Below are 21,420 nucleotides of genomic sequence, written 5' to 3'. Positions count from 1 at the left end.
CCAACACGGAGAACGACAATGACCTTCCACTCGCTGAAGTCCCTCGGCATGGCCGCCATTCTGGCAGGCAGCGTGGCCCTGCCCGCCTTTGCCGAAACCACCCTGACCGCCGTCATGCAGGCGCCGCTCCGCTCGCTCGACCCGCACCTCAGCACCGCGCAGATCGTCCGCACCCACGGTTTCATGGTCTTCGAGACCCTGCTGGGCATGGATGACAGCTATCAGCCGCAGCCCCAGATGGCCGATTACACCGTCTCGGACGACATGCTGACCTATACCCTGACCCTGCGCGACGGGCTGATGTGGCACGACGGCACCCCGGTCACCGCCGAGGACTGCGTTGCCTCGCTGATGCGCTGGTCGCAAAGCGACGGGTCGGCCAAGACGATGATGGAGTTCGTCGACAGCATCGAGGCCACCTCGGACAAAGAGCTGGTCATCTCGATGAAATCGCCCTTCGGCCCGGTGCTGGAACTGCTGGCGAAACCTTCGCCCATTCCCGCCTTCATGATGCCGAAGCGCCTCGCCGACACGCCGGTGGGCGAACAGATCCCCGAGGTCATCGGCTCGGGCCCGTTCAAGTTCGTGGCCGAGGCCTACCGCCCCGGCGATCAGGCGGTCTACGTGAAGAACGAGGACTACGTGCCGCGCGAAGAGCCCGCCAGCTGGACCGCGGGCGCCAAGGTCGTGAACGTGGACCGCGTGGTCTGGCAGGCGATGCCCGACATGCAGACCTCAATCAACGCGATCCAGTCGGGCGACGTGGACCTGATCGAACAGGTCACCATCGACCTGCTGCCGCTGCTGGCGATGAACGACGAGGTCGACACCGGCATCCTGAACCCGCTGGGCGCGCAGGTGACGGGCCGTTTCAACCACCGCCTGCCGCCCTTCGACGATCCGCAGGTCCGCAAGGCGGCGATGTATGCGCTGGATCAGGAAACCCTGATGCAGACCGCGATCGGCAATGCCGAATACTACCAGCTCTGCGCCTCGATCTACGGCTGCGAGGTGCCGCTGGCCTCTGACGCGGGCGCGGAATACCTCGAAGGCTCGGCGGACGAGCGGATGGCCAAGGCGCAGGAACTGCTGGCGGCCTCAGACTATGACGGCACGCCGGTGCTGATGATGCAGCCCACCGACCTGACCGTGCTGACCACCCAGCCCATCGTCGCCGCAGAGCGGATGCGCGAGGCGGGATTCACCGTCGATGTCGCCTCGATGGACTGGTCGACCCTGCAATCGCGCAAGAACGGCTGGCAGCCGGTCAGCGAGGGCGGCTGGAACTTCTTCTTCACCTACTGGGGCGTCGCGGGCATCTGGAACCCGCTGGTGCATTCGCTGATCAACGGGTCGGGCGATGACGACACATGGGCCGGCTGGCCCGTCAATGCCCGCATGGAAGAGCTGCGCGCCGACTACCTGACCGCCGGCACCCTCGACGAGCAAAAAGAGATCGCCGAAGAGGCCCAGCAGATCGCCTGGGACGACAGCTTCTACTTCAACGCGGGCGAGTTCAAATCCGTCGCCGCCTGGCGGACCGAGCTGAAGGACATCCAGTCCGGCCCGATCACCCTGTTCTGGGGCGTCGGCAAGTAACCTTACCCCCGACCGGGCGGGCGGCTTTTTCCTAGCCGCCCGCCCCTTTTCCATTCCTTCGCCCCCTGCGCGCGCGCCCGCGCCGCCCCTAGCCCCGGAGGCCACGATGCTCAGCTATTTCCTGCGTCGGCTGCTGATGGCGATCCCCGTGATGTTCTTCGTCGCGGTCTTCGTCTTCCTGCTGCTGCGCCTCACGCCCGGCGATCCGGCCCAGGCCATTGCCGGGGATCAGGCCTCGCTTGCCCAGCTGGAAGCGATCCGCGACAGCCTTGGCCTGAACGACCCGCTGTCGGTGCAATTCCTGACCTGGATCGGCAACATGGCGCAGGGCGATTTCGGTCGCTCGCTGATTTCCGACCGACCGGTGCTGGAGATGATCGGCCAGCGCCTTGGCCCGACCGTCGCACTGGCACTGGTGGCCATGGCCCTGACGCTGATGATCGCCCTGCCCATGGGCGTGCTGGCCGCCTGGCGGCACGGCGGCCTGACCGACCGGCTGGTCATGGCGGTCTCGGTCATCGGATTCTCGGTGCCGATCTTCGTCATCGGCTACGTGCTGATCGGGGTCTTCGCGGTGAACCTGCGCTGGTTCCCGGTGCAGGGCTACAAGGCCCTGTCCGAGGGCATCGGCCCCTTCGCGCATCGCATCTTCCTGCCCGGTCTCGCGCTGGCCTCGATCTACATCGCACTGATCTCTCGGATGACCCGGGCCTCTATACTGGAGGTCCTGCGCGAGGACTACGTCCGCACCGCCCGCGCCAAGGGCCTGCCCGAGGGCATCGTCCTCTTCCGCCACGCCCTGCGCAATGCCGCGATCCCGATCCTGACCGTGATCGGCACCGGCTTCGCCATGATGATCTCTGGCGTGGTGGTGACCGAAACCGTCTTCAACATCCCCGGCCTTGGGCGGCTGGTCGTCGATGCCGTGCTGGCCCGCGACTACCCGCTGATCCAGGCGATCATCCTGTTGACCGCCGGGACCTACGTGCTGATCAACCTCCTGATCGACCTGTCCTACGCGCTGACCGACCCGAGGATCCGCTACCAATGAGCCAGACCCCAAGCGCCTCCGCCGCATTGCGCAAGCGGCTTCTGGAAACGCCGCCGCACTGGACCACCCTGCTGGCGCTGGCGGTGCTGCTGGCGATCGTCGCCATGGCGCTCTTTGCGCCGCGCCTCGCCAACTTCGCCCCGACCGAGCTGAACGCCATGATGCGGCTGAAGCCCGCGGACGGCACCTACTGGATGGGCACCGACAGCTTCGGGCGCGACCTTTATTCCCGCGTGATCTACGGCGCGCGCGTGTCGCTGATGGTCGGCGCGGGTGTCGCCGTCGGCGCCATTGTCATCGGTCTTCCGCTGGGGCTGCTGGCGGGCTGGTTCCGCGGGCTGGACGCCGTGCTGATGCGCGCCATGGACGGGCTGATGGCGATCCCGGGCATCCTGCTGGCCATCGCCATCGTCGCCCTGACCGATGCCGGGCTGACCACCGTGATCATCGCCATCATGCTGCCCGAAATCCCGCAGGTGGTGCGGCTGGTGCGCTCGCGCGTGCTGGCCACCCGGTCGGAAACCTTCGTCGAGGCCGCCGTGCTGCTGGGCACCCGACCGATGCGGATGATCTGGCGCCACCTGCTGCCCTCGACCGTTGCGCCGCTGATCGTGCAGGGCACCTACATCTACGCCTCCGCCATCCTGACCGAGGCCGCCCTGTCCTTCCTGGGCGTCGGCATCGGCACCGAGACCCCGACCTGGGGCAATATCATGGCCGAGGGGCGCCTTTACTTCGCGCTGAACCCCTGGCTGGTCTACTGGCCCGCCATCGTCCTGTCGCTGTGCATCCTGTCGATCAACCTGCTGGGCGATGCCCTGCGTGACCGGCTGGACCCCAAGATGAAAGGCCGTTCGTGATGAGCCCTTCCCAATCCGGCCAACCCGTCCTGTCGGTCCGCGACCTGCGCGTCGCCACCATGGGCCGCCGCCCTGCCGAGATCCTGAAGGGCCTCTCCTTCGACATCGCCCCGGGCGAAACGCTCTGCCTTGTGGGCGAAAGCGGCTCGGGCAAATCCGTCACCTCGCTGGTCACCATGGACCTGCTGCCGCGCGGCGAGTTGCAGGTGACGGCGGGCCGCGCCGCGCTGAACGGCGAGGATATCATCACCGCGACCCCGGCCCGGACCAAGGCCCTGCGCGGGGCCGAGATGGCGATGATCTTCCAGGAGCCGATGACGGCGCTGAACCCCGTCCTGTCCATCGGGCTGCAGATGGACGAGATCTACAGGGCCCACACCCGCATGCGCGGTCCCGAGCGCAGGGCCGCCGCCATCGCCGCCTTCGAAAGCGTCCACCTGCCCGACCCGCCGCGCATCTATGACAGCTATCCGCACCAGCTTTCGGGCGGCCAGCGCCAGCGCGTGATGATCGCCATGGCGCTGGCCCTGAAACCCAAGCTCTTGATCGCGGACGAGCCGACCACCGCGCTGGACGTGACCACCCAGAAGCAGATCCTGGAACTGATCCGCAATCTGCAGGACGAAATGAACACGGCTGTCCTCTTCATCACCCATGACATGGGCGTCGTGGTGGATATCGCCGACCGGGTCTGCGTCATGCGCCACGGCGAAGTGGTGGAAACCGGCACGACAGAGCAGGTCCTGAGCCAGCCGAAGGCGCAGTACACCCGCGACCTTCTGGCTGCCGTGCCCGCCCTGACGCCCCGCGCCGCGCGGGTGCAACCGGCCCCGGACCATGCGCTGGAGCTGGTCGATGTCAACAAGGTCTTCGAGTTCCGCTCGTTCCTCAGCAAGATGATGCGCCGCCCCGGCCATCGGGTGCAGGCGGTGCGCGACGTCAGCTTCCGCCTCGACCGCGGGCGCACCCTTGGCATCGTCGGCGAAAGCGGGTCCGGCAAATCCACCGTCGCCCGCTGCGTGCTGCGGCTGGAGGATCCCAGCTCGGGCGCGATCCTGGTCAACGGCCATGACATCGCCCCGCTGGAGGGCCAGAAGGCCCCGGCCCCGGCCCGGCGCGCGGTGCAGATGATCTTCCAGGACCCGAACCGCTCGCTCAACCCGCGACTGACCACCGGCGACAGCCTGATCGAGGGCGCGCTGAACGCGGGCGAACCGCGCGCCGAGGCGCTGGCCCGCGCGGCGGAGCTGCTGGAGGTCGTCGGCCTGCCCCGTGATGCGCTCAGCCGCTACCCGCACCAGTTCTCGGGCGGGCAGCGCCAGCGCATCGCCATCGCCCGCGCCCTGATGATGTCGCCCGACGTGATCGTCGCGGACGAGGCGGTCTCGGCGCTGGACGTCTCGGTGCAGGCGCAGGTGCTGGACCTGCTGGCCGAGGTGCAGGCCAAGCGCAACCTTGCCATCCTCTTCATCACCCATGACCTGCGGGTCGCGGCGCAGATCTGCGACGACGTGATGGTGATGCGGCGCGGCGAGGTTGTGGAATTCGGCACGGCGGGGCAGGTTCTGGCCGACCCGCAGCACGACTACACCCGCGCCCTGCTGGACGCCGCCCCCGGTCGCGACTGGGATTTCGCCAAAGGTTGCCGCATAACGGAGCCCGCATGATAGCCGCCCATCTGGTCCAGTTCGACGTCGCCCCGCTTGACCCTGCGCGCAACTTCGCCCGTATGGCCGAATTCATCCGCGCCGAGGCGGCGGCGGGCGCCGACCTGATCCTCTTCCCCGAGCTGTCCAACACCGGCTATGTCGAACCGCTGATGCCCGGCGGCCCCTTCGTGTCGGCGGTGCCGCACTACGGCGAAGCGCTCTGCGCCGCCTGCGCCGAGCCCGGGGGCAAGGAGATCGCCGCGCTGGCCGCGCTGGCCGCCGAGCTGAAGGTGACCCTTGTCGCGGGCCTCGGGCTGCGCGATGCGCGGCTGGCGGGGGTGATCCACAACGCCTCTGTCCTGATCACGCCCGAGGGGGTCGCGGGCCATTACGTGAAGACCCATCAATGGCAGACCGAGAAGCTTTACTTCACCCCCGGTGACGCCCTGCCGGTCTTTCCGGCGCTTGGCACCCGGCTGGGGATGCAGATCTGCTACGACATCCGCTTTCCCGAGGTGACTCGCGCCCTTGCCGCGCAGGGGGCCGATATCGTCACCTCGGCACTGGGCGTCCTTCGGCGCCGATGGTGCCCCGGTGGCGGACGAGGACCTTTTCGTGCATCGCGCCTATACCCGCGCCGTCGAGAACGGCGTCTTCTTCCTGTCCTGCAACCGCGTTGGGGTGCAGGGCGACCAGCGGTTCTTCGGGCGCTCCTGTGCCCTTGCGCCCGACGGTCGCGTCCTGGGCCGTCTGGACCATGACCGCGAGGATGTGCTGCGCGTCGCTCTCGACCTCGCCGAGGTGGCCCGCTACCGCAGCTTCACCGGGATCTGGGCGGACCGCCGCCCCGACCTCTATGCCCGCACCCTCGGCCCCGGGAAGGACTGACATGACCGACAGCCCCTGCCCGCCCCTGTCAGACGCCGATTGGCCCGAAGAGATCGCCGCCCTGCGCGACGGGTTCGCCGGGCAGCTGAACGTCTATCGCACCATGGCCCATCATCCCGCGCTGCTGCGCGCCCAGGCGCCGCTGCGCCAGCACGTGGTGAAGGACAGCGCCCTTGGCCCGATCCGCTCCGAGGTGGTGATCCTGCGTACCGGGGTCCGGCTGGGATCCTCCTACGAATGGCAGCAGCACGTCAGCCGGGCGCGCAAGCTGGGCATGTCCGACACCCGGATCGCCGCGATCCGGGACATGCCGGTCGGCGCGGCTGGGCCCGGGGTGAAGACGGGCTGCTCGTCCGCGCCGTCGATGCCCTTCTGGACATGCGTTGCCTGTCCCCCGCACAGGAGGCAGAGCTGGCTGCCGCCCTCGGTCGCCCCGCCGTCATCGACCTGATTGCCACGGTCGGTTTCTATTCGGTTCTCGGCTACCTCCTGATGACCTACCGCACCCCGCTGGACGACGACATCGCGCGGGAACTGGACGCGGACCCGGCCCCCTGAACGGGGCCACAGCGGCCCTGCCGCCAAGCCCCCCTTTACAGGGCCGCCACAGGGCACCGGCGGCCCCTTCCCGGTCAGAAGCCACCTGCCCGGATGTTCAGGGTAAGCCCGCAGGTATGAAGGTTTCGTTACCGGATGTTCAGGCGCGGCGCAGGCGCGCGTCATCGCGCCGATCCGGACACCGCCTGAGCGCCCGCATGTCTCTGCCGGAACGATCCGCTCGGCTGCCAATCCGCGCTTGGCCCCGCCTTCCGCGCGACCGCCTCGGCTTGAAGGATACTGGCCGCCACGGAGTGAGCGGAGCGCGCCGCCTGAGCGCCGCATTGCCGGCTCCCCTCTTTGGCAGGTCGGGCACACACTCTCTAACCATCTGGATTCGCTGCGTGAATTCCACACCCCCGTTTATGCATGAAGGCCTCTCAGCCACGGCAACGAAGAGCCTTGTGGAAACGCTCGGCTTGGTGCTATCAGAACAGCGCGGCGGGTGTAGCTCAATGGTAGAGCAGTAGCTTCCCAAGCTAACGACGAGGGTTCGATTCCCTTCACCCGCTCCATTCCCCATGATATTTCCCATATGTGACAAGACCTTAGGGCCAAATGTGTCCAATGTCGGATGCGCCTGTGGGACACCGTCGCTGCTAGTGTTTTGAGATATGCCAAGACACTGCCCCGATTGCCGCGCCCAGATGGAAGACGATTCCTTGCACTGCTGGTGCGCAGCGGCGGGGTGCACAGGTGGTCCTGCAGACCGGAAAAATCCTGCACGTCCCGGAGCCAGAAGACAAAGATGACGGGTGGTGGAACGACCACTCAGCCCGGCACAATGGCCGGTCACCGGATCCTAGGCCCGCTGCCGGTCAACCGCAGTAGCGCGCGCCGGATCCGCGACTTGGCCGCTGGTGCCTCAAGGTGAGAATATCGGCCTAAACAATCTTTTCAGGCATTACATGCGCAAGGACCGCACGGGCATGTTTTCGAAGCTCGTCCATCTGAACCTGCGAAGCGACCTCGGCCGTTACAAGTTTTTCTATATTAAGGCGCACCACTGACTCGGCCTCTTCCAGCCCTTCCGATGACAGCCGGAACTCGCGGAGTAAATGAAAGTATCCAGAAAGGCTATCATCAAAATTCCCGCCACTCAGATTGCCAATCTCCGGAATCGTCAAACGTGCCAAGTCTTCTGGCAAGACATGCGACTGCGCCTTCTTTACGACTGCATTCCTGTCCGGTCCTGAGACACGTACCCCCCTGCGAGCACCTCCAATGAAAGCGCCTCTGCGAATGCAGGAGAAATTGAAACGTTCGACATTTCTCTTTTACAAAAGGGAGGCCTATCCAAAATATCGGGGATACGGTCGAAGCCAATTTTCAAGAAGCGCTTTTCCAATGGGGCGGAAATCCCCTCGACAGGGCAGACCCGAATATCATCAGAATAAGCTCTAAACCTATCCAAATGTGATCGAACCCGATTAATAGCACGGTGCGGACTTGTGGCCTTGCCTGCAGAGAAATCAGAAAAACCGGATCGCAACCACCCGCTGTATGCGAAGTTAGATATTGCCTGAAGTGGTGGAAAACGAACCGAGAAAATTACGCGTTTTATTTCGAAACGACGGGCTAATTCATCTAGAAAATCGGCATTTGACGACAGCGCCTCATTTGAAAGGAAATGGGTTCGGTCGGGCAAGAAGTCACCCTTCCTCAACTCATTCTTCACTGTTTCAGGTTCGTACATCAGCTTCGAAACATCTGGGTATCCATTTCCAACCTGAAAGTTTCTGCCGATCACGTCAACGTCGAGAGCCTTTCCAACCGCATGATCATCGAGCACGAACATCCTCTGGATCGAACTGGAAGCGCACTTGGGGAGGCCCGGATGCAGTATCATCGGGGGCCTGCGGTTCATCTCGGATTCCATATTCTCGACTTTCGTACGTAAAAAAATCAATAGGCACCCATGACCACCCTTAACGCGCATAGAAATTTCATCAAATGCGGTCACGGCATATAAAGGCAGACCTAAATCCACGCTTCAAGCGATCGAGCTACGACCTGACATGAAGCTGTTGCGAAAATAGCGAAACCCCAGGGAACGGTCAACTTCAGCATGCACTCATCATCGTTGTGCAGCAATGCACGACCCATGCAAAAAACCTCCGGCTCGCCCGCAATAGGGTCAGGACTCGATCTCATTCATAGCTATGAATTGACGGTTTCGGGGCGAATGTCGCCCCTCAGGCCAGCCGACCCACCAGCTTCCGGATCGCCGCCCGCAGCTCGTCGCGCAGCGGGCCGGGCCGGGGCGGGTCGGCGAGCGTCGTCAACAGGGCCGGGGCCGGGCCACCCCGGCGCGACCAGCGCAGGGCGCCCAGCACCGCGCGGGCCGGGTCCGGCAGGCTATCGGGAATGGCGAAGCCGGCCAGCTCTGCCCAGACCCCGGCCCAGCAGCGCGCCACGGACCACGGGTTGTAGCCGCCGCCGCCCGAGACGATCAGCCGGGGCGCCGGGGCCGCAGCGCCCGGACGGCCAGGCGGTGCGCGTTGTTCGACAGGGCCAGCCGCGAGAGCGGATCCTCGGCCAGCGCGTCGGCGCCGCATTGCAGGTAGATCGCATCCGGCGCGAAACCCGCGACCGCGGGCAGGATGACGCCGTCGAGCGCGGCCTCGAATTCGGTATCGTTGAAGCCGCGCGGCACCGGCAGGTTGATCGCCGCGCCCCCCGCCGTATCGTCGAGCGCGCCGGTGAAGGGCCAGCGCCGCGCCTCGTGGACCGAGATCACCCGCACCCGGGCGCTGCCGTGAAAAGCCGCCTCGACGCCGTCGCCGTGATGGGCGTCGATATCGACATAGGCCACGCGGTCCAGACCCATTTCCAGCAGGCGCAGGATCGTCAGCACCGGCTCGTTCAGGAAGCAGAAGCCCTCGGCCCGGTCGGGCATGCCGTGATGGGTGCCGCCACCGGGGTTGTAGACGGCGCCGCCCCGGGCCACCAGTTCCGCCGCCAGCAGCCCGCCGCCCACCGCCGTGGCGGGCCTGCGGAACATCTCTGCAAAGACCGGATTGGACAGGGTGCCGAGATTGTGCCGGTCCCGCACCGCGTCAGAGACCGCCTGCTCGGCCTCGGCCCGGCGCAGGGCCGCCACGTAGGTCTGGGTGTGAAAGCGCGTCAGCGCCTCGGGCTTGGCGCGGGGCGAGGTGCGGTAGCGCCCGGGCGGCAGCCAGCCAAGGGCGCGGCACAGGTCGGTGACGGCCGGCACGCGCTGGATCGAAAGCGGGTGGCGCGGCCCGTAGACAGAGCCGCGGTAGATGGCCGACCCGATGAATTGCACCTGCCTCATGGTCCCGGCCTACAGGCTTTCCGGCCCCCGTTGAAGCAGGCCTTGCGTGTTTTCACGGAGAGGCGGGCAACGCGCCCTCGGCCCCGGGCGACGACGGCAGGCAGGACCGGGCCCGCGGGCTTCCGGGCACGCCACCAGCGCAAAGTCGGCGGGGTCTCGGCGAGGATTGTATACGCCCGGATGCAGGTATATTGGATGCACATGGCATTCAAATTCCCCCTCTCGCGCTGGTCTGGCGCACGGCCCTGTTCCTCGCCATCGGCGGCCTCGGTGGCTATGCGGCCAGCCTGATCCGCCTGCCGATGCCCTGGATGCTGGGATCGCTCTTTGTCTCTGCCGTCATGGTGCTGGCGGTGCGGCCCCGGGTGCTGGAGGCCTACACCTTCCCGCCGCCGCTTCGGACCTTCTTCATCGCGCTGATCGGGGTGATGATCGGCACGCAGGTCACACCCGAGCTTTGGGACATGGCCGGCGACCTCGGCCTGTCCTTTCTCTGCCTGATCTTCTTCGTGATCGCGGCCCATGCGGGCAACTACCAGATCTTCCGGCGGGTCGGCGGCATGGACCCTGCGACCGCCTTCTATTCCGGCACACCGGGCGGGCTGATCGAAAGCATCGTGACCGGCGAGGCGGCGGGCGCGGATATCCGCATCCTGACGGTGCAGCAGTTCCTGCGCATCATCGTGGTCATCACCACCCTGCCCCTGGCCCTGTCGCTCTGGGTCGGAGAACCGGTGGGCAGCGCCGCCGGGATCCTCTCTCCGAACGCATCAGAGCCGGTGGGGCCGCTGGCCATCGGGATGATCGTGATGATCGCGGTGGCGGGCATGGCCCTGGGCGGCCCGCTGCGCCTGCCCGCCGCCCGGCTGACCGGCCCGCTGCTGCTGGCCGGGGGGCTGACGGTGACGGGGGTACTGCACACCCACCTGCCCGGCTGGCTGATCGCCGCCGCGCAATGCGTGATCGGCGTCAGCCTCGGTCTGCGGTTTCACGGCGTGAAGCTGGAGCTTCTGCGCCGGTCGCTGGGGCTGAGCCTGCTTTCGGTGTCCTATATGCTGGTGCTGGGCGGGGCCATCGCGATGCTGCTGCATGTGGTGACGGGCATTCCCTTCCTGCACCTTCTGATCAGCTACGCCCCCGGCGGCGTGGCCGAGATGTCGGTGATCGCGCTCAGCCTTGCGGCCAACCCGGCGCTGGTCAGCCTGCATCACGTGATCCGCATCCTGCTGACGGTGGTGGAAATGCCGCTGGCGGCACGGGTGACGGGAATTACCGCAAGGAAGTAGCGCGGGTTCATCGGGTTTCGCAGGCCTGCCGGCCTGCGACCGATCGGGGGCTCTGCCCCCGAACCCCCGAGGTATTTGGAAGACCAAAGAAGAGCGGGTGATCCGCGTGGCGACGCGGGGCAGTGCCCTACGCCTTGTCAAGGCGCAGGGCGGTCAGGGCGCCTCGGCCTTTTCCTCCAGCGTCAGCCATTCTTCTTCGGCGTCGGAGAGGGCCGTCTGGCGCTCCACCAGCGCCTCTGTCGCCTTCTTGAACTTCAGCGGTTCGCGCGTGAAGAGGTCCGGCGCGGCGAGGAATTCCTCCAGCTTGGCGATCTCGGCTTCCAGCCGTTCGATCACCGCGGGCAGTTCCTCCAGCCGGTGCTTTTCGGTGAAAGAGAGCCCTGCGGCGGCTGCCTTTTGCTTCGTCTTTTCGGATGCCGGGGCGACGGCGGCCTTGGGTTTTGCGGCCGGGGCCGCCTCGGCCTTGCGTTGCGCGCGGTAGTCCGACCAGCCGCCCGCGTAGAGCACCGTGCGGCCCGCCCCCTCCATGGCCACGGTCTGGGTGGCAACGCGGTCGAGGAAGTCGCGGTCGTGGCTGATCAGCAGCACCGTGCCGTCGTAATCGTCCAGCAGCTCCTGCAGCAGGTCCAGCGTCTCGACGTCCAGGTCGTTGGTCGGTTCGTCCAGCACCAGCAGGTTCGATTCCCGCGCCATCAGCCCGGCCAGCAGCAGCCGCGCCTTCTCGCCGCCCGACAGGGAACGCACCGGCGCGCGGGCCTGCGCCTCGTCGAAGAGGAATTCCTTGAGGTAGCCCACGACATGCTTGGGCTGACCTCGGACCATGACCTGATCCGCCTGCCCCGACACCCGCATCTCCTTGTCGCCGGTCAGGCTTTCCCAGAGCGACAGGTTGGGGTCCAGCTGCGCGCGCGCCTGGTCGAAGACCGCGGGCACGAGGTTGGTGCCCAGCTTCACCGTGCCCGCGTCGGGCGCGATTTCGCCCATCAGGATGCGGATCAGGGTGGTCTTGCCGACGCCATTGGGCCCGACGAAGGCCACCCGGTCGCCGCGCTGCACGGTGATCGAGAAATCGCGCGCGATCACCTTGTCGCCGAAGGCGTGGCGCAGGCCCTGCGCCTCGATCACCTTCTTGCCGGACTTGGGACCGGAGGCGAGGTCCATCGCCGCCGCGCCCTGCCGCCGGATCTGCGCGCCGCGCTCGGCCCGCATGTCCTGCAGGCGCCGCACCCGGCCCTGGTTGCGCTTGCGTCGCGCGCTAATGCCCTCGACCGCCCAGCGGGCCTCGGCCTTGATCTTGCGGTCCAGCTTGTGCCGGGCCATGTCCTCGTCTTCCCAGGCCTTGTCGCGCCAGGCCTCGAAGCCCGCGAATCCCTGTTCCTGCCGCGCCACCACGCCGCGGTCGATCCACAGCGTCGCGCGGGTCAGTTCGGTCAGGAAGCGCCGGTCGTGCGAGATCAGCACGAAGGCGCGGCGGGTGGCCTTGAGTTCGTCCTCAAGCCACTGGATCGCCTCGATGTCGAGGTGGTTGGTCGGCTCGTCCAGAAGCATCAGTTCCGGTTCCTCGGCCATCAGCTTGGCCAGCGCGGCGCGGCGCCGCTCGCCGCCCGAGGCGGTGGCCACCAGGCGGTCGGGGTCGAACTTCAGCCCCTCGGAGGCGCGTTCGACCTTGTACATTTCGGAGGGGTCGAGTTCCGAGGTGGCGAACTCGCCCAGCGTCTCGAAGCCCGAAAGGTCCGGTTCCTGCTGCATGTAGCCGACCGAGACGCCCGGCCCCAGAACCCGGTCGCCGCGATCCACTTCGACCAGTCCCGCCATGACCTTCATCAGGGTCGATTTGCCGGATCCGTTGCGGCCCACAAGGGCCACCCGGTCGCCTTCCTGCACCACGAGGGACAGCGCGTCGAAGACCGGGTCGCCGCCGAAGGTGAGGGAAATGTCGGAGAGTTGCAGAAGGGGTGCCTGTGCCATGCCGCGCAGCTAGGCAAAGCCGGGCCTGCCGTCAAGTCGGGCCGTGCCGCAGCCGGCCCCCATCGCGGCCCGGCGCTGCCCCGGGCGACCCATTCCGCCCGGGGATCTCGGGCGGCCTATGCCCGCGCCGCAGGGATTGCCGTTACCCGGCCACCGCCCGCAGCAGGCGTTTGCGGGCCGGGGGAATCGCCGCGATCTCGACGCCGGTGAAGACGTGCAGCGTGTTCATCTGCGCATCCACCACCGCGTGATCCGAGACCCAGCCGCCCATGGTCAGGTAGGTTTTCAGCAGCGGCGGCATCCGCAGCATCGCCATCTTGCGGTCGGGCTTGCGGCGCAGCCGTTCGGCGAAGCGGAAGACGCTGGGCGCCTTGACCCGGGGCAGCCAGCGGCGCGGCGCGAGGTGCCGGGCCTTCAGCACCGCGAAGGCATCGTAGTATTCCCGCGCGTCGGTGCCCGCGAAAGAGGCGCAGCCAAACAGCAGTTCGACCCCCTGCGCATCGACATAGGCGGTCATCGCCCCCCAGGCCACGCGCAGGATATCCGGGTCGTGCCAGTCGGGATGGATGCAGAACCGGCCCATCTCGACCATCGGACCCTCGAAGGCGGAAAGCGCCGAAAGCTCGTAGAACTGCGCCGAATAGCTGCGGTCGATCTCGGCCCCGCCCGCCAGCGGCATCAGGCGAAAGCAGCAGACCACGGCGCCGGTGGTCATATCCTCGACCAGCACGTGATGGCACACCGCATCGAAGGCATCGGCATCGGGTCCGTCGCGATGGAAGGCCAGACCGCGCAGCGCCTGCGCCCGGGCCAGATCGCCCGGTCCCTCGGCAAGCCGGGCGCGGTAGCGCCCCCGTCTCAGGTCGATCTTTGTGCCTGCCATGCCCGCCTCTTGTGCCACGCCATCCTCGAAGGATTTATATTGCCCCTGATTGCGCGAATTGCATGACAGCAGCGTGACGACTCCTCGCCGGGCCGGTGCGCGGCCCCGGCCATGCCGTTACTGGCCGCCCAGAAGCTGGCTGGCGTCGAGCCCGCCGATATTGCCGAAGAGCTTGCGGATGAAGCCGATCTCGCCGTCGGTGCTCTTGGTCACGCGGCGGGTGATCGGCACCACGCGGCTCGTCTTCCAGACCGTAGGTGCTGATATTGTCCACGATGCCGGCCTGGTCGAAGGTGATGGCAAGGATCTGGCGGTCCATGATCTCGGGGCGGCGCCACGCGAAATGGCGCATCTCTGTCTCGATGTAATAGAACCCCGAGTTGTCGCGCACGCCGGAGGCGTTCGGCACGCCGATCAGATCCTCGACGGAGGCCTGGGTATCCACGCCGGGCACGATCTGCTGCAGCTCGTCCTCGGGCGGCATGTACCCATGGGTCCGGTAGCTTGCCGAACACGCGCCAAGCGCCACAACCATCACCGTGGCTGCCGCCAATCGCGCCCTGCCCGTCTTGCCCTGCATTACCCTGCCCCTCTTGTCCTGGTTCTCTTGGCCCCGTAATCCGATTACAGAAGGAATGCCCGCCATTCAAGCACAGGAAAACCGGACCCTATGCCCCATGCATCGACCTCCGACCCCCGCCTGCGTGTCTCTACGCTGGGGCGCGGGACGGACCACGCTTTCAACCTCGAACCCGAGGCCGAAGACCGCGCCGCCCTTGCCGGGCACCTTGGCGCCCAAACAATCCGCAAGCTGCGCTTTCAGGGCCGGCTTGTGCCGCTGGGCAACCGCGGCTGGGAACTGACCGCAGAGCTGGGCGCCACGGCGGTGCAGGCCTGCATCGTGACGCTGGCCCCGGTGACAACGCGCATCGACGCCCCCGTCAAGCGCCGCTTCGTGCCCGCCGACCGGCTGGACAGCTTCGAGGCCGGTTCCGAGACCGAGGTGCCCGAGGACGACAGCCTCGAACCCCTTGGCGATGTCATCGACCTTTGGGCGGTCATGGCCGAGGCCCTGGCGCTGGCGCTTCCCGCCTATCCCCGGGCCGAGGGCGCGGACCTCGATCAGGCGCAATTTGCCGAGGATGGCGTGGCCCCGCTGAGCGACGAAGACGTCAAACCCTTTGCCGGTCTGGCCTCCCTGCGCGAAAAAATGCGGAAGGATGACGAGCAAGGCTGAGAAAGCGCTTGCCAAATCAGACTTTCCGCGTATTTTCGCGCCTTCATGAGAACGCCAGCCTTGCAACGCCCCGCACGCCGGGTCATATGGCGCGGCAAGGCTCCAGACATCGCGGGGACGCTGTCCCCTCACCAAGATAGAGGTTGAGACATGGCCGTCCAACAGAACAAGGTTTCCAAATCCCGCCGCAACAACCGTCGTGCGCATGACGCACTGACCGCGGCAAACCCGAACGAGTGCGACAACTGCGGCGAGCTGAAGCGCCCGCACCACGTCTGCCCGTCCTGCGGTCACTACGCAGAGCGCGAAGTCGTCGCCATGGCCGACGAGATCGACCTGGACGAAGACGCGGCATAATTACCCCGGCGGGGCCTACCGGCATGAGTTCCTTGCAGGATCGACAGGCGGCAGGCGGCACGCGCGTGGTGATTTCCGTCGACGCCATGGGCGGCGACAGGGGACCGGCGGCCGTGGTCGCCGGTATTTCGCATTCGGCCAAAAAGAATCCCGAGCTGGATTTCCTGTTGCACGGCAACCGGGAGGAGCTTGACCGACTCGTCGGCAAGCGCAAGATCCTCGATGGCCGCTGCACGGTGATCCATGCCGAGGATGTCGTCCGCATGGACGACAAGCCCAGCCAGGTAGTCCGCCACGGCAAGAGCACCTCGATGTGGTCGGCTCTCGAATCGGTGCGCTCGGGCGATGCCACCGTGGCGGTCAGCTGCGGCAACACCGGCGCGCTGATGGCGCTGTCGATGATCCGCCTGCGCAAGCTGCCCGGCGTCAACCGTCCCGCCATCGCGATCCTCTGGCCCTCGTCCAATCCGCAGGGCTTCAACGTGATGCTGGATGTCGGCGCCGATATCCGCGCCGACGCGCAGGACCTGCTGCAATATGCGCTGATGGGCACCTCTTACGCGCGCAACGCGCTGGATCTCACCCGTCCCCGCATCGGCCTGCTGAACGTCGGCACCGAAGAGCACAAGGGCCGCGCCGAACTGCGCGAGGCCCATGACCTGATCGAGAACCACGCCAGCGACGGCGCCTATGAATTCGTCGGCTTCGTCGAAGGCGGCGACATCCCGGGCAAGCGCTGCGACGTGATCGTGACAGACGGGTTCACCGGCAATGTCGCGCTGAAGACCGGCGAAGGCACCGCCTCGCTGATCGGACAGCTGCTGAAAGAGGCCTTTGCCTATTCGCCGCTGTCGCGCATCGCCTCGGTGCTGGCGCTGACCTCCATGAGCCGCCTCAAGAAACGCATCGACCCACGCCGCGTCAACGGGGGCGTCTTCCTCGGGCTGAACGGCACGGTGGTGAAGTCGCATGGCTCCGCCGATCCGACCGCCATTTCCGCCGCGGTGAAGCTGGCCTTCCAGCTGGCGCGTTCGGGCTTCGGTGACCGACTGGCTGCACGGGTTGCCTCTGCCGCCGAGCTTGCGCAAGATGACGGCGAGCAGAAGGACCATAACAAGACATGACACTGCGGGCAAAAGTTGCCGGGGTGGGCCACTACCTCCCCGAACGAGTCGTCGAGAACGCCGAATTCGAAGCCAGCCTGGACACCTCGGACGAATGGATTCGCTCGCGGTCCGGCATCGAGCGGCGGCATTTCGCCGCCGAGGGTCAGACCACCTCTGACCTTGCGACGCGGGCCGCCAAGGCCGCGCTGGCGGATGCGGGGCTGGAACCGTCGGACATCGACGCCATCGTGCTGGCGACCTCGACCGCTGACCTGACCTTCCCCTCTGCCGCGACCATGGTGCAGGCCGCGCTTGGCATGACCAAGGGCTTTGCCTTCGACGTGCAGGCGGTCTGCGCCGGCTTCGTCTACGCGCTGACCAATGCCAATGCGCTGATCGTCTCGGGGCAGGCCAAGCGGGTTCTGGTCATCGGCGCCGAAACCTTCAGCCGCATCATGGACTGGGAAGACCGCGCGACCTGCGTGCTGTTCGGCGATGGCGCGGGCGCGCTGGTGCTGGAAGCCTCCGAAGGCGACGGCAGCAACGCCGACCGCGGCATCCTGTCGACCGACCTCAACAGCGACGGGCGTTTCCGCGACATCCTTTACGTCGACGGCGGCATCGGCTCCGGGACCACCGGCTACCTGCGGATGCAGGGCAAGGAGGTCTTCCGCCACGCGGTCGAGAAGCTCGCCGCCACCGCAGAGACGGCGATGGGCAAGATCGGCCTCCAGGCCTCGGAACTCGACTGGGTGGTGCCGCATCAGGCCAATATCCGCATCATCGCCGGCACCGCCGAGAAGCTGGGCCTGCCGATGGACAAGGTCGTCGTGACCGTGCAGGATCACGGCAATACCTCTGCCGCCTCGATCCCTCTGGCGCTGTCCGTGGGTCGCGCCCGTGGCCAGATCAAGCCGGGCGACCTGATCGTGACCGAAGCGATCGGTGGCGGCCTCGCCCGGGGCGCTGTCGTTTTGCGCTGGTAAGGCCCCGAATTCCGGACGATGCGTCAGCCAACGCCCGGTCTTCGGGCAATCGCGCGCATCGCTCTGGTCAACCTTTGCCTAAATCGCACCGCACAAGTCATTGAACTTGACGGGCCTTTTCACATCCGCCTAATCTCGGGCAAACTGCGGGAGGGATGACGTATGGGGGACAAGACCCTGACGCGAATGGATCTGAGCGAATCGGTGTTTCGCGAAGTCGGCCTTTCGCGAAACGAAAGTGCCGAGCTGGTCGAGGCCGTGCTTCAGCACATGTCCGATGCGCTGGTTTCGGGCGAACAGGTCAAGATCTCGTCTTTCGGCACCTTCTCGGTGCGCGAAAAGGCGGCGCGGGTTGGCCGCAACCCCAAGACCGGGGAAGAGGTGCCGATCCAGCCGCGCCGCGTGCTGACCTTCCGCCCCTCGCACCTGATGAAAGACCGCGTGGCCGCGGGCAACAAGCGCTGAGGCGCTAGGGCATGTCGAAATCGCGTGACGCCTTCCGCACCATCTCCGAAGTCGCGGACTGGCTGGAAACGCCAGCCCATGTGCTGCGGTTCTGGGAAAGCAAGTTCAGCCAGGTAAAGCCTGTGAAGCGCGCCGGCGGGCGCCGCTACTATCGCCCTGCCGACATGGAATTGCTGGGCGGAATCAAGAAGTTGCTGCACGAGGACGGGATGACCATCAAGGGCGTCCAGAAAGTCCTGCGCGAGCAGGGCGTGCGCCATGTCTGCAGCCTTTCGGCCATGGTGGGTGCCGAGGACGACGGCATCCCGGACGCCGCGCTGATCGAAGACGCCCCCTTCGAGGAAGTGGCCGAAGCGCCCGCGACCTCCGAGATCCTGACCTTCCCCACCTCGGCCACGGCCCGGCCATCGGCGCGACAGCCCCAGACCGAGACGCCCGCTGCCGGGGAAACCGGCGCTCCGCCGCTCGCTTCGGGCGCGGATCCGGCAGCCAGCGGAACCGACAGAACCGCCACCGGGGCGGCTGACACGGCGCGCTCCGAGGATTCGGGCGCCCCTGTCCCCGCGACGACGGACCCGGCCCCGGCACTGGACGAATCGGCGCAGCAACCGGACCCGGAAGAGACCGGGCCCCCGCTCGAAGTCGACCAAACCGACCGGCGCACCGAAGAAACCCCCGAAGCACCCGCCGACGCCGCAGAGGCTGCGGAAGCGCCGCCGGGGGCCGGTCGCGAATCGATGATGGACAGCGGGCTGCCTGCGCCCGAGCCCCTCACGGACGGTGACGCCATGGCGGATCTGCCGGACGCCACGCCAAGCGATGCAGCGCCTGCCACCGCCGAGGCGCCCGCCTTGGCCCCGGCCCCGGACAGCCCCGAGCCGTCGCACGGGATCGAGGCGGGCGAAGATCCCGTGCCTGCCCCGCAGTCGGAAACCGCGCCCAGCCCGGCCCCCGAAGACCGGAACGACACACCCGCGGGCGCCGCAACGCCGGTCTGACCGCGCGGTGGATCTGCCGGATTTCACCGCGCAGGCAGAGGCCACGCAGGTGCCCGGCCCCCTGACCCATCTGGCCCGAATCGGCGGCTTGACCAAACCGCAGGCTCAGGCGCTTGCCGCTCCGCTCGACCGGATGAAAGCCCTGCGCGACCGGCTGAACCGGCCTCTGCCCTAATCATTTTATTTTTGCGTGGGCGGGGGTTGCACGTGCCGGAAAAACCGGTATGACACGCGGACAAGTCGGGCTATGGCGCAGCCTGGTAGCGCGTCCGTCTGGGGGACGGAAGGTCGCAGGTTCGAGTCCTGCTAGCCCGACCATAAATTCGCTACCGATCACGGAAACCGGGGCCGCAGCGCCCCGCGCGTACCCCCCGGGGTTCACCCGTCCCTCCCGTATCGCCTCTTCCGCAGCCTCCGCAAAGATCCGCGCTCTCGCATGGCGCGGCAATCCAAGGCCGATCCGCAAGCTGCAACCTGTCCGGCACGCTCGGAGGGCGCGGCACCGGACAGCCCATGTGGCGCGGGAATCCCGGCGTTCCTGTCGCGCAACGCGGCCCGTCGGGGCGGCTCGGCAAAACAGGAAATCCCGCACCACCGCGCAGTCGAAGACAAGCCGCCGGGCCGGGCCGTCTGAAGGTCGCATTTCGCTCCCCCTTCCCGCGCGGCCTTGTTAAGAGGGGCGCAAAGGAGAGATCGGCATGACGGGTGTACTGGCCAGCCAGCAAATTGAGACGCTGATTGCAACAGGCGCGATCGGCGCCACGGAAGCGTTTGTCGACGGACAGGTGCAGCCCGCAAGCCTCGACCTGCGGCTGGGCGCGGTGGCCTACCGGGTCCGCGCCTCCTTCCTTGCCGGCAAGGGCACCAGCGTCGAAAGCCGGCTTGCCCAGTTCGAGATGCACCGAATCGATCTGTCGGACGGCGCGGTGCTGGAAAAGGGCTGCGTCTACGTCGTCCCGCTGATGGAACGGCTGGCCCTGCCCGAGGGCACGCAGGCCATCGCCAATGCCAAAAGCTCGACCGGGCGGCTGGATCTGCTGACCCGGGTGATCACCGACGGCGGGGTGGAATTCGACCGCATCGCCGAGGGCTATACCGGGCCGCTCTATGCCGAGATCTGCCCGCGCAGCTTCTCGGTGCTGGTGCGACCGGGCCAGCGGCTGAACCAGATCCGCTTTCGGCACGGGCGGACGGTGCTGACCGACGCCGACCTGACCCAACTGCATCGCGACCACGTGCTGGTTTCCGGCGGCGAGCCGGTCATCAATGAAGGGCTGGGCTTTTCGGTCGACCTCATGCCCGGCGACGAGGGGCTCGTTGGCTATCGCGCGCGGCCCCATACCGGGGTGATCGACCTCGACCGGATCGGCGAATACGACCCCGCCGACTACTGGGACAGGCTGCGCTCGCAATCCGGGCGGCTGATCCTCGATCCCGGCGCCTTCTATATCCTCGTCAGCCGCGAGGCGGTGCATATTCCGCCCGGCTACGCCGCCGAAATGGCGCCCTACCTTGCCATGGTCGGAGAGTTCCGCGTGCATTACGCGGGCTTCTTCGATCCCGGCTTCGGCCATGCCCCTGCGGGCGGTGAAGGCGCCCGCGGCGTCCTGGAGGTGCGCTGCCACGAGGCGCCCTTTGCGCTGGAACACGGGCAGGTCGTGGGGCGGCTGGTCTATGAGCGCATGTCCGAGATCCCGGCACAGCTCTACGGATCAGGCATCGCCTCGAATTACCAGGGTCAGGGTTTGAAGCTGAGCAAGCACTTCAAGGCATAATATCAAGGCATTACGCCACCATCCCGATGTTTCACGCGAAGAGCGCAGGGCGCTTTTCGCACGCCATCCAAGGCAAGGAAACAGGCGCCTCCGTGGCGGGTAGAGACACCTGCAAACAGGAATGCCCGCTGCAGCCCCAGGCGCCGACCGCGGGTTTCTTCTTGGCAAAAATACCTGATACCCGGCCCGCAAGGGGCGCGAGAGACCGGTTCTAGCGGTTCGCGGCGCGGGCCGCGCGCCGGGCCTGGCGCACCTGCATCTGCGCCCGACGCTCGGGCGTGACCGCCTTGGGCCCCTGCTCCTTGGCGCCACTGCGGCGGCCCGACATCCGGTTGAACCCGGCGTTCACTCCCCGGTTGATCAATTGCCGCATCACCGTGCGGACGATCATGCTGACGATCTGGTTGGCGTTCATGG

At 66.8% G+C, this 21,420-nt stretch carries 22 protein-coding genes, 2 tRNA genes and 1 pseudogene; 18 read left to right on the top strand and 7 right to left on the bottom strand.

Translation table 11 applies throughout. The features are described from left to right. Positions 1 to 18: 18 nt before the first annotated feature. The 8 genes from ABFB10_RS18635 (at position 19) to ABFB10_RS18600 (ending at position 7,159) form a co-directional block, all read left to right on the top strand. The gene (locus tag ABFB10_RS18635) at positions 19 to 1,599 is read left to right on the top strand and encodes an ABC transporter substrate-binding protein (RefSeq protein ID WP_347167637.1); all 1,581 of its coding nucleotides are present in this window, start codon (positions 19 to 21) and stop codon (positions 1,597 to 1,599) included. Positions 1,600 to 1,705: 106 nt separating this feature from the next. Continuing rightward, positions 1,706 to 2,650 (top strand): ABC transporter permease, encoded by a 945-nt coding sequence (locus ABFB10_RS18630; RefSeq protein WP_347167636.1) that lies wholly within the window; start codon positions 1,706 to 1,708, stop codon positions 2,648 to 2,650. After that, positions 2,647 to 3,510, top strand: coding sequence for an ABC transporter permease subunit (locus tag ABFB10_RS18625; protein ID WP_206566000.1), 864 nt, complete (start codon positions 2,647 to 2,649; stop codon positions 3,508 to 3,510). The genes ABFB10_RS18630 and ABFB10_RS18625 overlap by 4 nt, the downstream gene beginning before the upstream one ends. Beyond that, positions 3,510 to 5,177, top strand: a complete 1,668-nt coding sequence (locus ABFB10_RS18620; protein WP_347167635.1) for an ABC transporter ATP-binding protein — start codon at positions 3,510 to 3,512, stop codon at positions 5,175 to 5,177. Before ABFB10_RS18625 ends, ABFB10_RS18620 begins: the two co-directional genes overlap by 1 nt. Further along, positions 5,174 to 5,920: a carbon-nitrogen hydrolase family protein gene (locus ABFB10_RS18615; RefSeq protein WP_347167634.1), complete on the top strand. Its 747-nt coding sequence runs from the start codon at positions 5,174 to 5,176 to the stop codon at positions 5,918 to 5,920. Before ABFB10_RS18620 ends, ABFB10_RS18615 begins: the two co-directional genes overlap by 4 nt. After that, positions 5,841 to 6,047, top strand: coding sequence for a nitrilase-related carbon-nitrogen hydrolase (locus ABFB10_RS18610; protein ID WP_347167633.1), 207 nt, complete (start codon positions 5,841 to 5,843; stop codon positions 6,045 to 6,047). The genes ABFB10_RS18615 and ABFB10_RS18610 overlap by 80 nt, the downstream gene beginning before the upstream one ends. Before the next feature lies 1 nt (position 6,048). Continuing rightward, on the top strand, positions 6,049 to 6,498 hold the full coding sequence (locus ABFB10_RS18605) for a carboxymuconolactone decarboxylase family protein (RefSeq protein ID WP_347167631.1): 450 nt from the start codon (positions 6,049 to 6,051) through the stop codon (positions 6,496 to 6,498). A 587-nt stretch (positions 6,499 to 7,085) separates the two neighbouring features. Further along, positions 7,086 to 7,159, top strand: a tRNA-Gly gene (locus ABFB10_RS18600). A 369-nt stretch (positions 7,160 to 7,528) separates the two neighbouring features. On the opposite strand, the gene ABFB10_RS18595 is transcribed toward ABFB10_RS18600, so the two are convergent. The 3 genes and pseudogenes from ABFB10_RS18595 to ABFB10_RS18585 all read right to left on the bottom strand — a co-directional run bounded on the left by ABFB10_RS18595 (position 7,529) and on the right by ABFB10_RS18585 (position 9,942). Next, positions 7,529 to 7,780: a hypothetical protein gene (locus tag ABFB10_RS18595; RefSeq protein WP_347167630.1), complete on the bottom strand. Its 252-nt coding sequence runs from the start codon at positions 7,778 to 7,780 to the stop codon at positions 7,529 to 7,531. A 32-nt stretch (positions 7,781 to 7,812) separates the two neighbouring features. Then, positions 7,813 to 8,436 (bottom strand): hypothetical protein, encoded by a 624-nt coding sequence (locus ABFB10_RS18590; RefSeq protein ID WP_347167629.1) that lies wholly within the window; start codon positions 8,434 to 8,436, stop codon positions 7,813 to 7,815. A gap of 403 nt (positions 8,437 to 8,839) precedes the next feature. Then, positions 8,840 to 9,942, bottom strand: a pseudogene (locus ABFB10_RS18585) (acetoin utilization protein AcuC). Between the two features lie 191 nt (positions 9,943 to 10,133). On the opposite strand from ABFB10_RS18585, the gene ABFB10_RS18580 reads away from it, so the two are divergent. Then, positions 10,134 to 11,228, top strand: coding sequence for an AbrB family transcriptional regulator (locus tag ABFB10_RS18580; RefSeq protein WP_347167628.1), 1,095 nt, complete (start codon positions 10,134 to 10,136; stop codon positions 11,226 to 11,228). Between the two features lie 153 nt (positions 11,229 to 11,381). On the opposite strand, the gene ABFB10_RS18575 is transcribed toward ABFB10_RS18580, so the two are convergent. From ABFB10_RS18575 to ABFB10_RS18565, 3 genes are all read right to left on the bottom strand, one after another. Beyond that, positions 11,382 to 13,196 carry an ABC-F family ATP-binding cassette domain-containing protein gene (locus ABFB10_RS18575; protein ID WP_347167627.1) on the bottom strand — a complete coding sequence of 605 codons (1,815 nt, stop codon included), beginning with the start codon at positions 13,194 to 13,196 and terminating at the stop codon, positions 11,382 to 11,384. Positions 13,197 to 13,338: 142 nt separating this feature from the next. Further along, the gene (locus ABFB10_RS18570; protein WP_347167626.1) at positions 13,339 to 14,079 is read right to left on the bottom strand and encodes a GNAT family N-acetyltransferase; all 741 of its coding nucleotides are present in this window, start codon (positions 14,077 to 14,079) and stop codon (positions 13,339 to 13,341) included. Between the two features lie 34 nt (positions 14,080 to 14,113). Further along, positions 14,114 to 14,659, bottom strand: coding sequence for an outer membrane protein assembly factor BamE (locus ABFB10_RS18565; RefSeq protein ID WP_347167625.1), 546 nt, complete (start codon positions 14,657 to 14,659; stop codon positions 14,114 to 14,116). Between the two features lie 90 nt (positions 14,660 to 14,749). Here ABFB10_RS18565 and ABFB10_RS18560 point away from each other — a divergent pair, with 90 nt between their 5' ends. The 9 genes from ABFB10_RS18560 to ABFB10_RS18520 all read left to right on the top strand — a co-directional run bounded on the left by ABFB10_RS18560 (position 14,750) and on the right by ABFB10_RS18520 (position 21,003). Continuing rightward, entirely contained in the window at positions 14,750 to 15,316 is a 567-nt protein-coding gene (locus ABFB10_RS18560) for a YceD family protein (protein WP_347167624.1), read from the top strand. Between the two features lie 150 nt (positions 15,317 to 15,466). Beyond that, a complete protein-coding gene (rpmF, locus tag ABFB10_RS18555; protein ID WP_347167623.1) occupies positions 15,467 to 15,673 on the top strand; it encodes a 50S ribosomal protein L32 in 207 nt (68 codons plus the stop codon). Between the two features lie 23 nt (positions 15,674 to 15,696). After that, on the top strand, positions 15,697 to 16,797 hold the full coding sequence (plsX, locus tag ABFB10_RS18550; RefSeq protein WP_347167622.1) for a phosphate acyltransferase PlsX: 1,101 nt from the start codon (positions 15,697 to 15,699) through the stop codon (positions 16,795 to 16,797). Then, positions 16,794 to 17,765 carry a beta-ketoacyl-ACP synthase III gene (locus tag ABFB10_RS18545; RefSeq protein WP_347167621.1) on the top strand — a complete coding sequence of 324 codons (972 nt, stop codon included), beginning with the start codon at positions 16,794 to 16,796 and terminating at the stop codon, positions 17,763 to 17,765. The genes plsX and ABFB10_RS18545 overlap by 4 nt, the downstream gene beginning before the upstream one ends. Positions 17,766 to 17,927: 162 nt before the next feature. Next, complete coding sequence (gene ihfA / locus ABFB10_RS18540; RefSeq protein WP_023852358.1) at positions 17,928 to 18,230, top strand: integration host factor subunit alpha; 303 nt, start codon at positions 17,928 to 17,930, stop codon at positions 18,228 to 18,230. Between the two features lie 11 nt (positions 18,231 to 18,241). Then, positions 18,242 to 19,228: a MerR family transcriptional regulator gene (locus ABFB10_RS18535; RefSeq protein WP_347167620.1), complete on the top strand. Its 987-nt coding sequence runs from the start codon at positions 18,242 to 18,244 to the stop codon at positions 19,226 to 19,228. Between the two features lie 7 nt (positions 19,229 to 19,235). After that, positions 19,236 to 19,403 carry a hypothetical protein gene (locus ABFB10_RS18530; RefSeq protein WP_347167619.1) on the top strand — a complete coding sequence of 56 codons (168 nt, stop codon included), beginning with the start codon at positions 19,236 to 19,238 and terminating at the stop codon, positions 19,401 to 19,403. A gap of 66 nt (positions 19,404 to 19,469) precedes the next feature. Then, positions 19,470 to 19,546: transfer RNA gene (locus ABFB10_RS18525), tRNA-Pro, on the top strand. Positions 19,547 to 19,926: 380 nt separating this feature from the next. Continuing rightward, positions 19,927 to 21,003, top strand: coding sequence for a 2'-deoxycytidine 5'-triphosphate deaminase (locus ABFB10_RS18520; RefSeq protein WP_347167618.1), 1,077 nt, complete (start codon positions 19,927 to 19,929; stop codon positions 21,001 to 21,003). Positions 21,004 to 21,214: 211 nt separating this feature from the next. On the opposite strand, the gene ABFB10_RS18515 is transcribed toward ABFB10_RS18520, so the two are convergent. Continuing rightward, positions 21,215 to 21,418, bottom strand: coding sequence for a hypothetical protein (locus ABFB10_RS18515; protein ID WP_347167617.1), 204 nt, complete (start codon positions 21,416 to 21,418; stop codon positions 21,215 to 21,217). Positions 21,419 to 21,420 lie beyond the last annotated feature (2 nt).

It is taken from the genome of Ponticoccus litoralis (assembly GCF_039769985.1).
GTDB lineage: Bacteria > Pseudomonadota > Alphaproteobacteria > Rhodobacterales > Rhodobacteraceae > Ponticoccus > Ponticoccus litoralis.
This window is presented reverse-complemented; position numbering and strand designations above follow the sequence as displayed.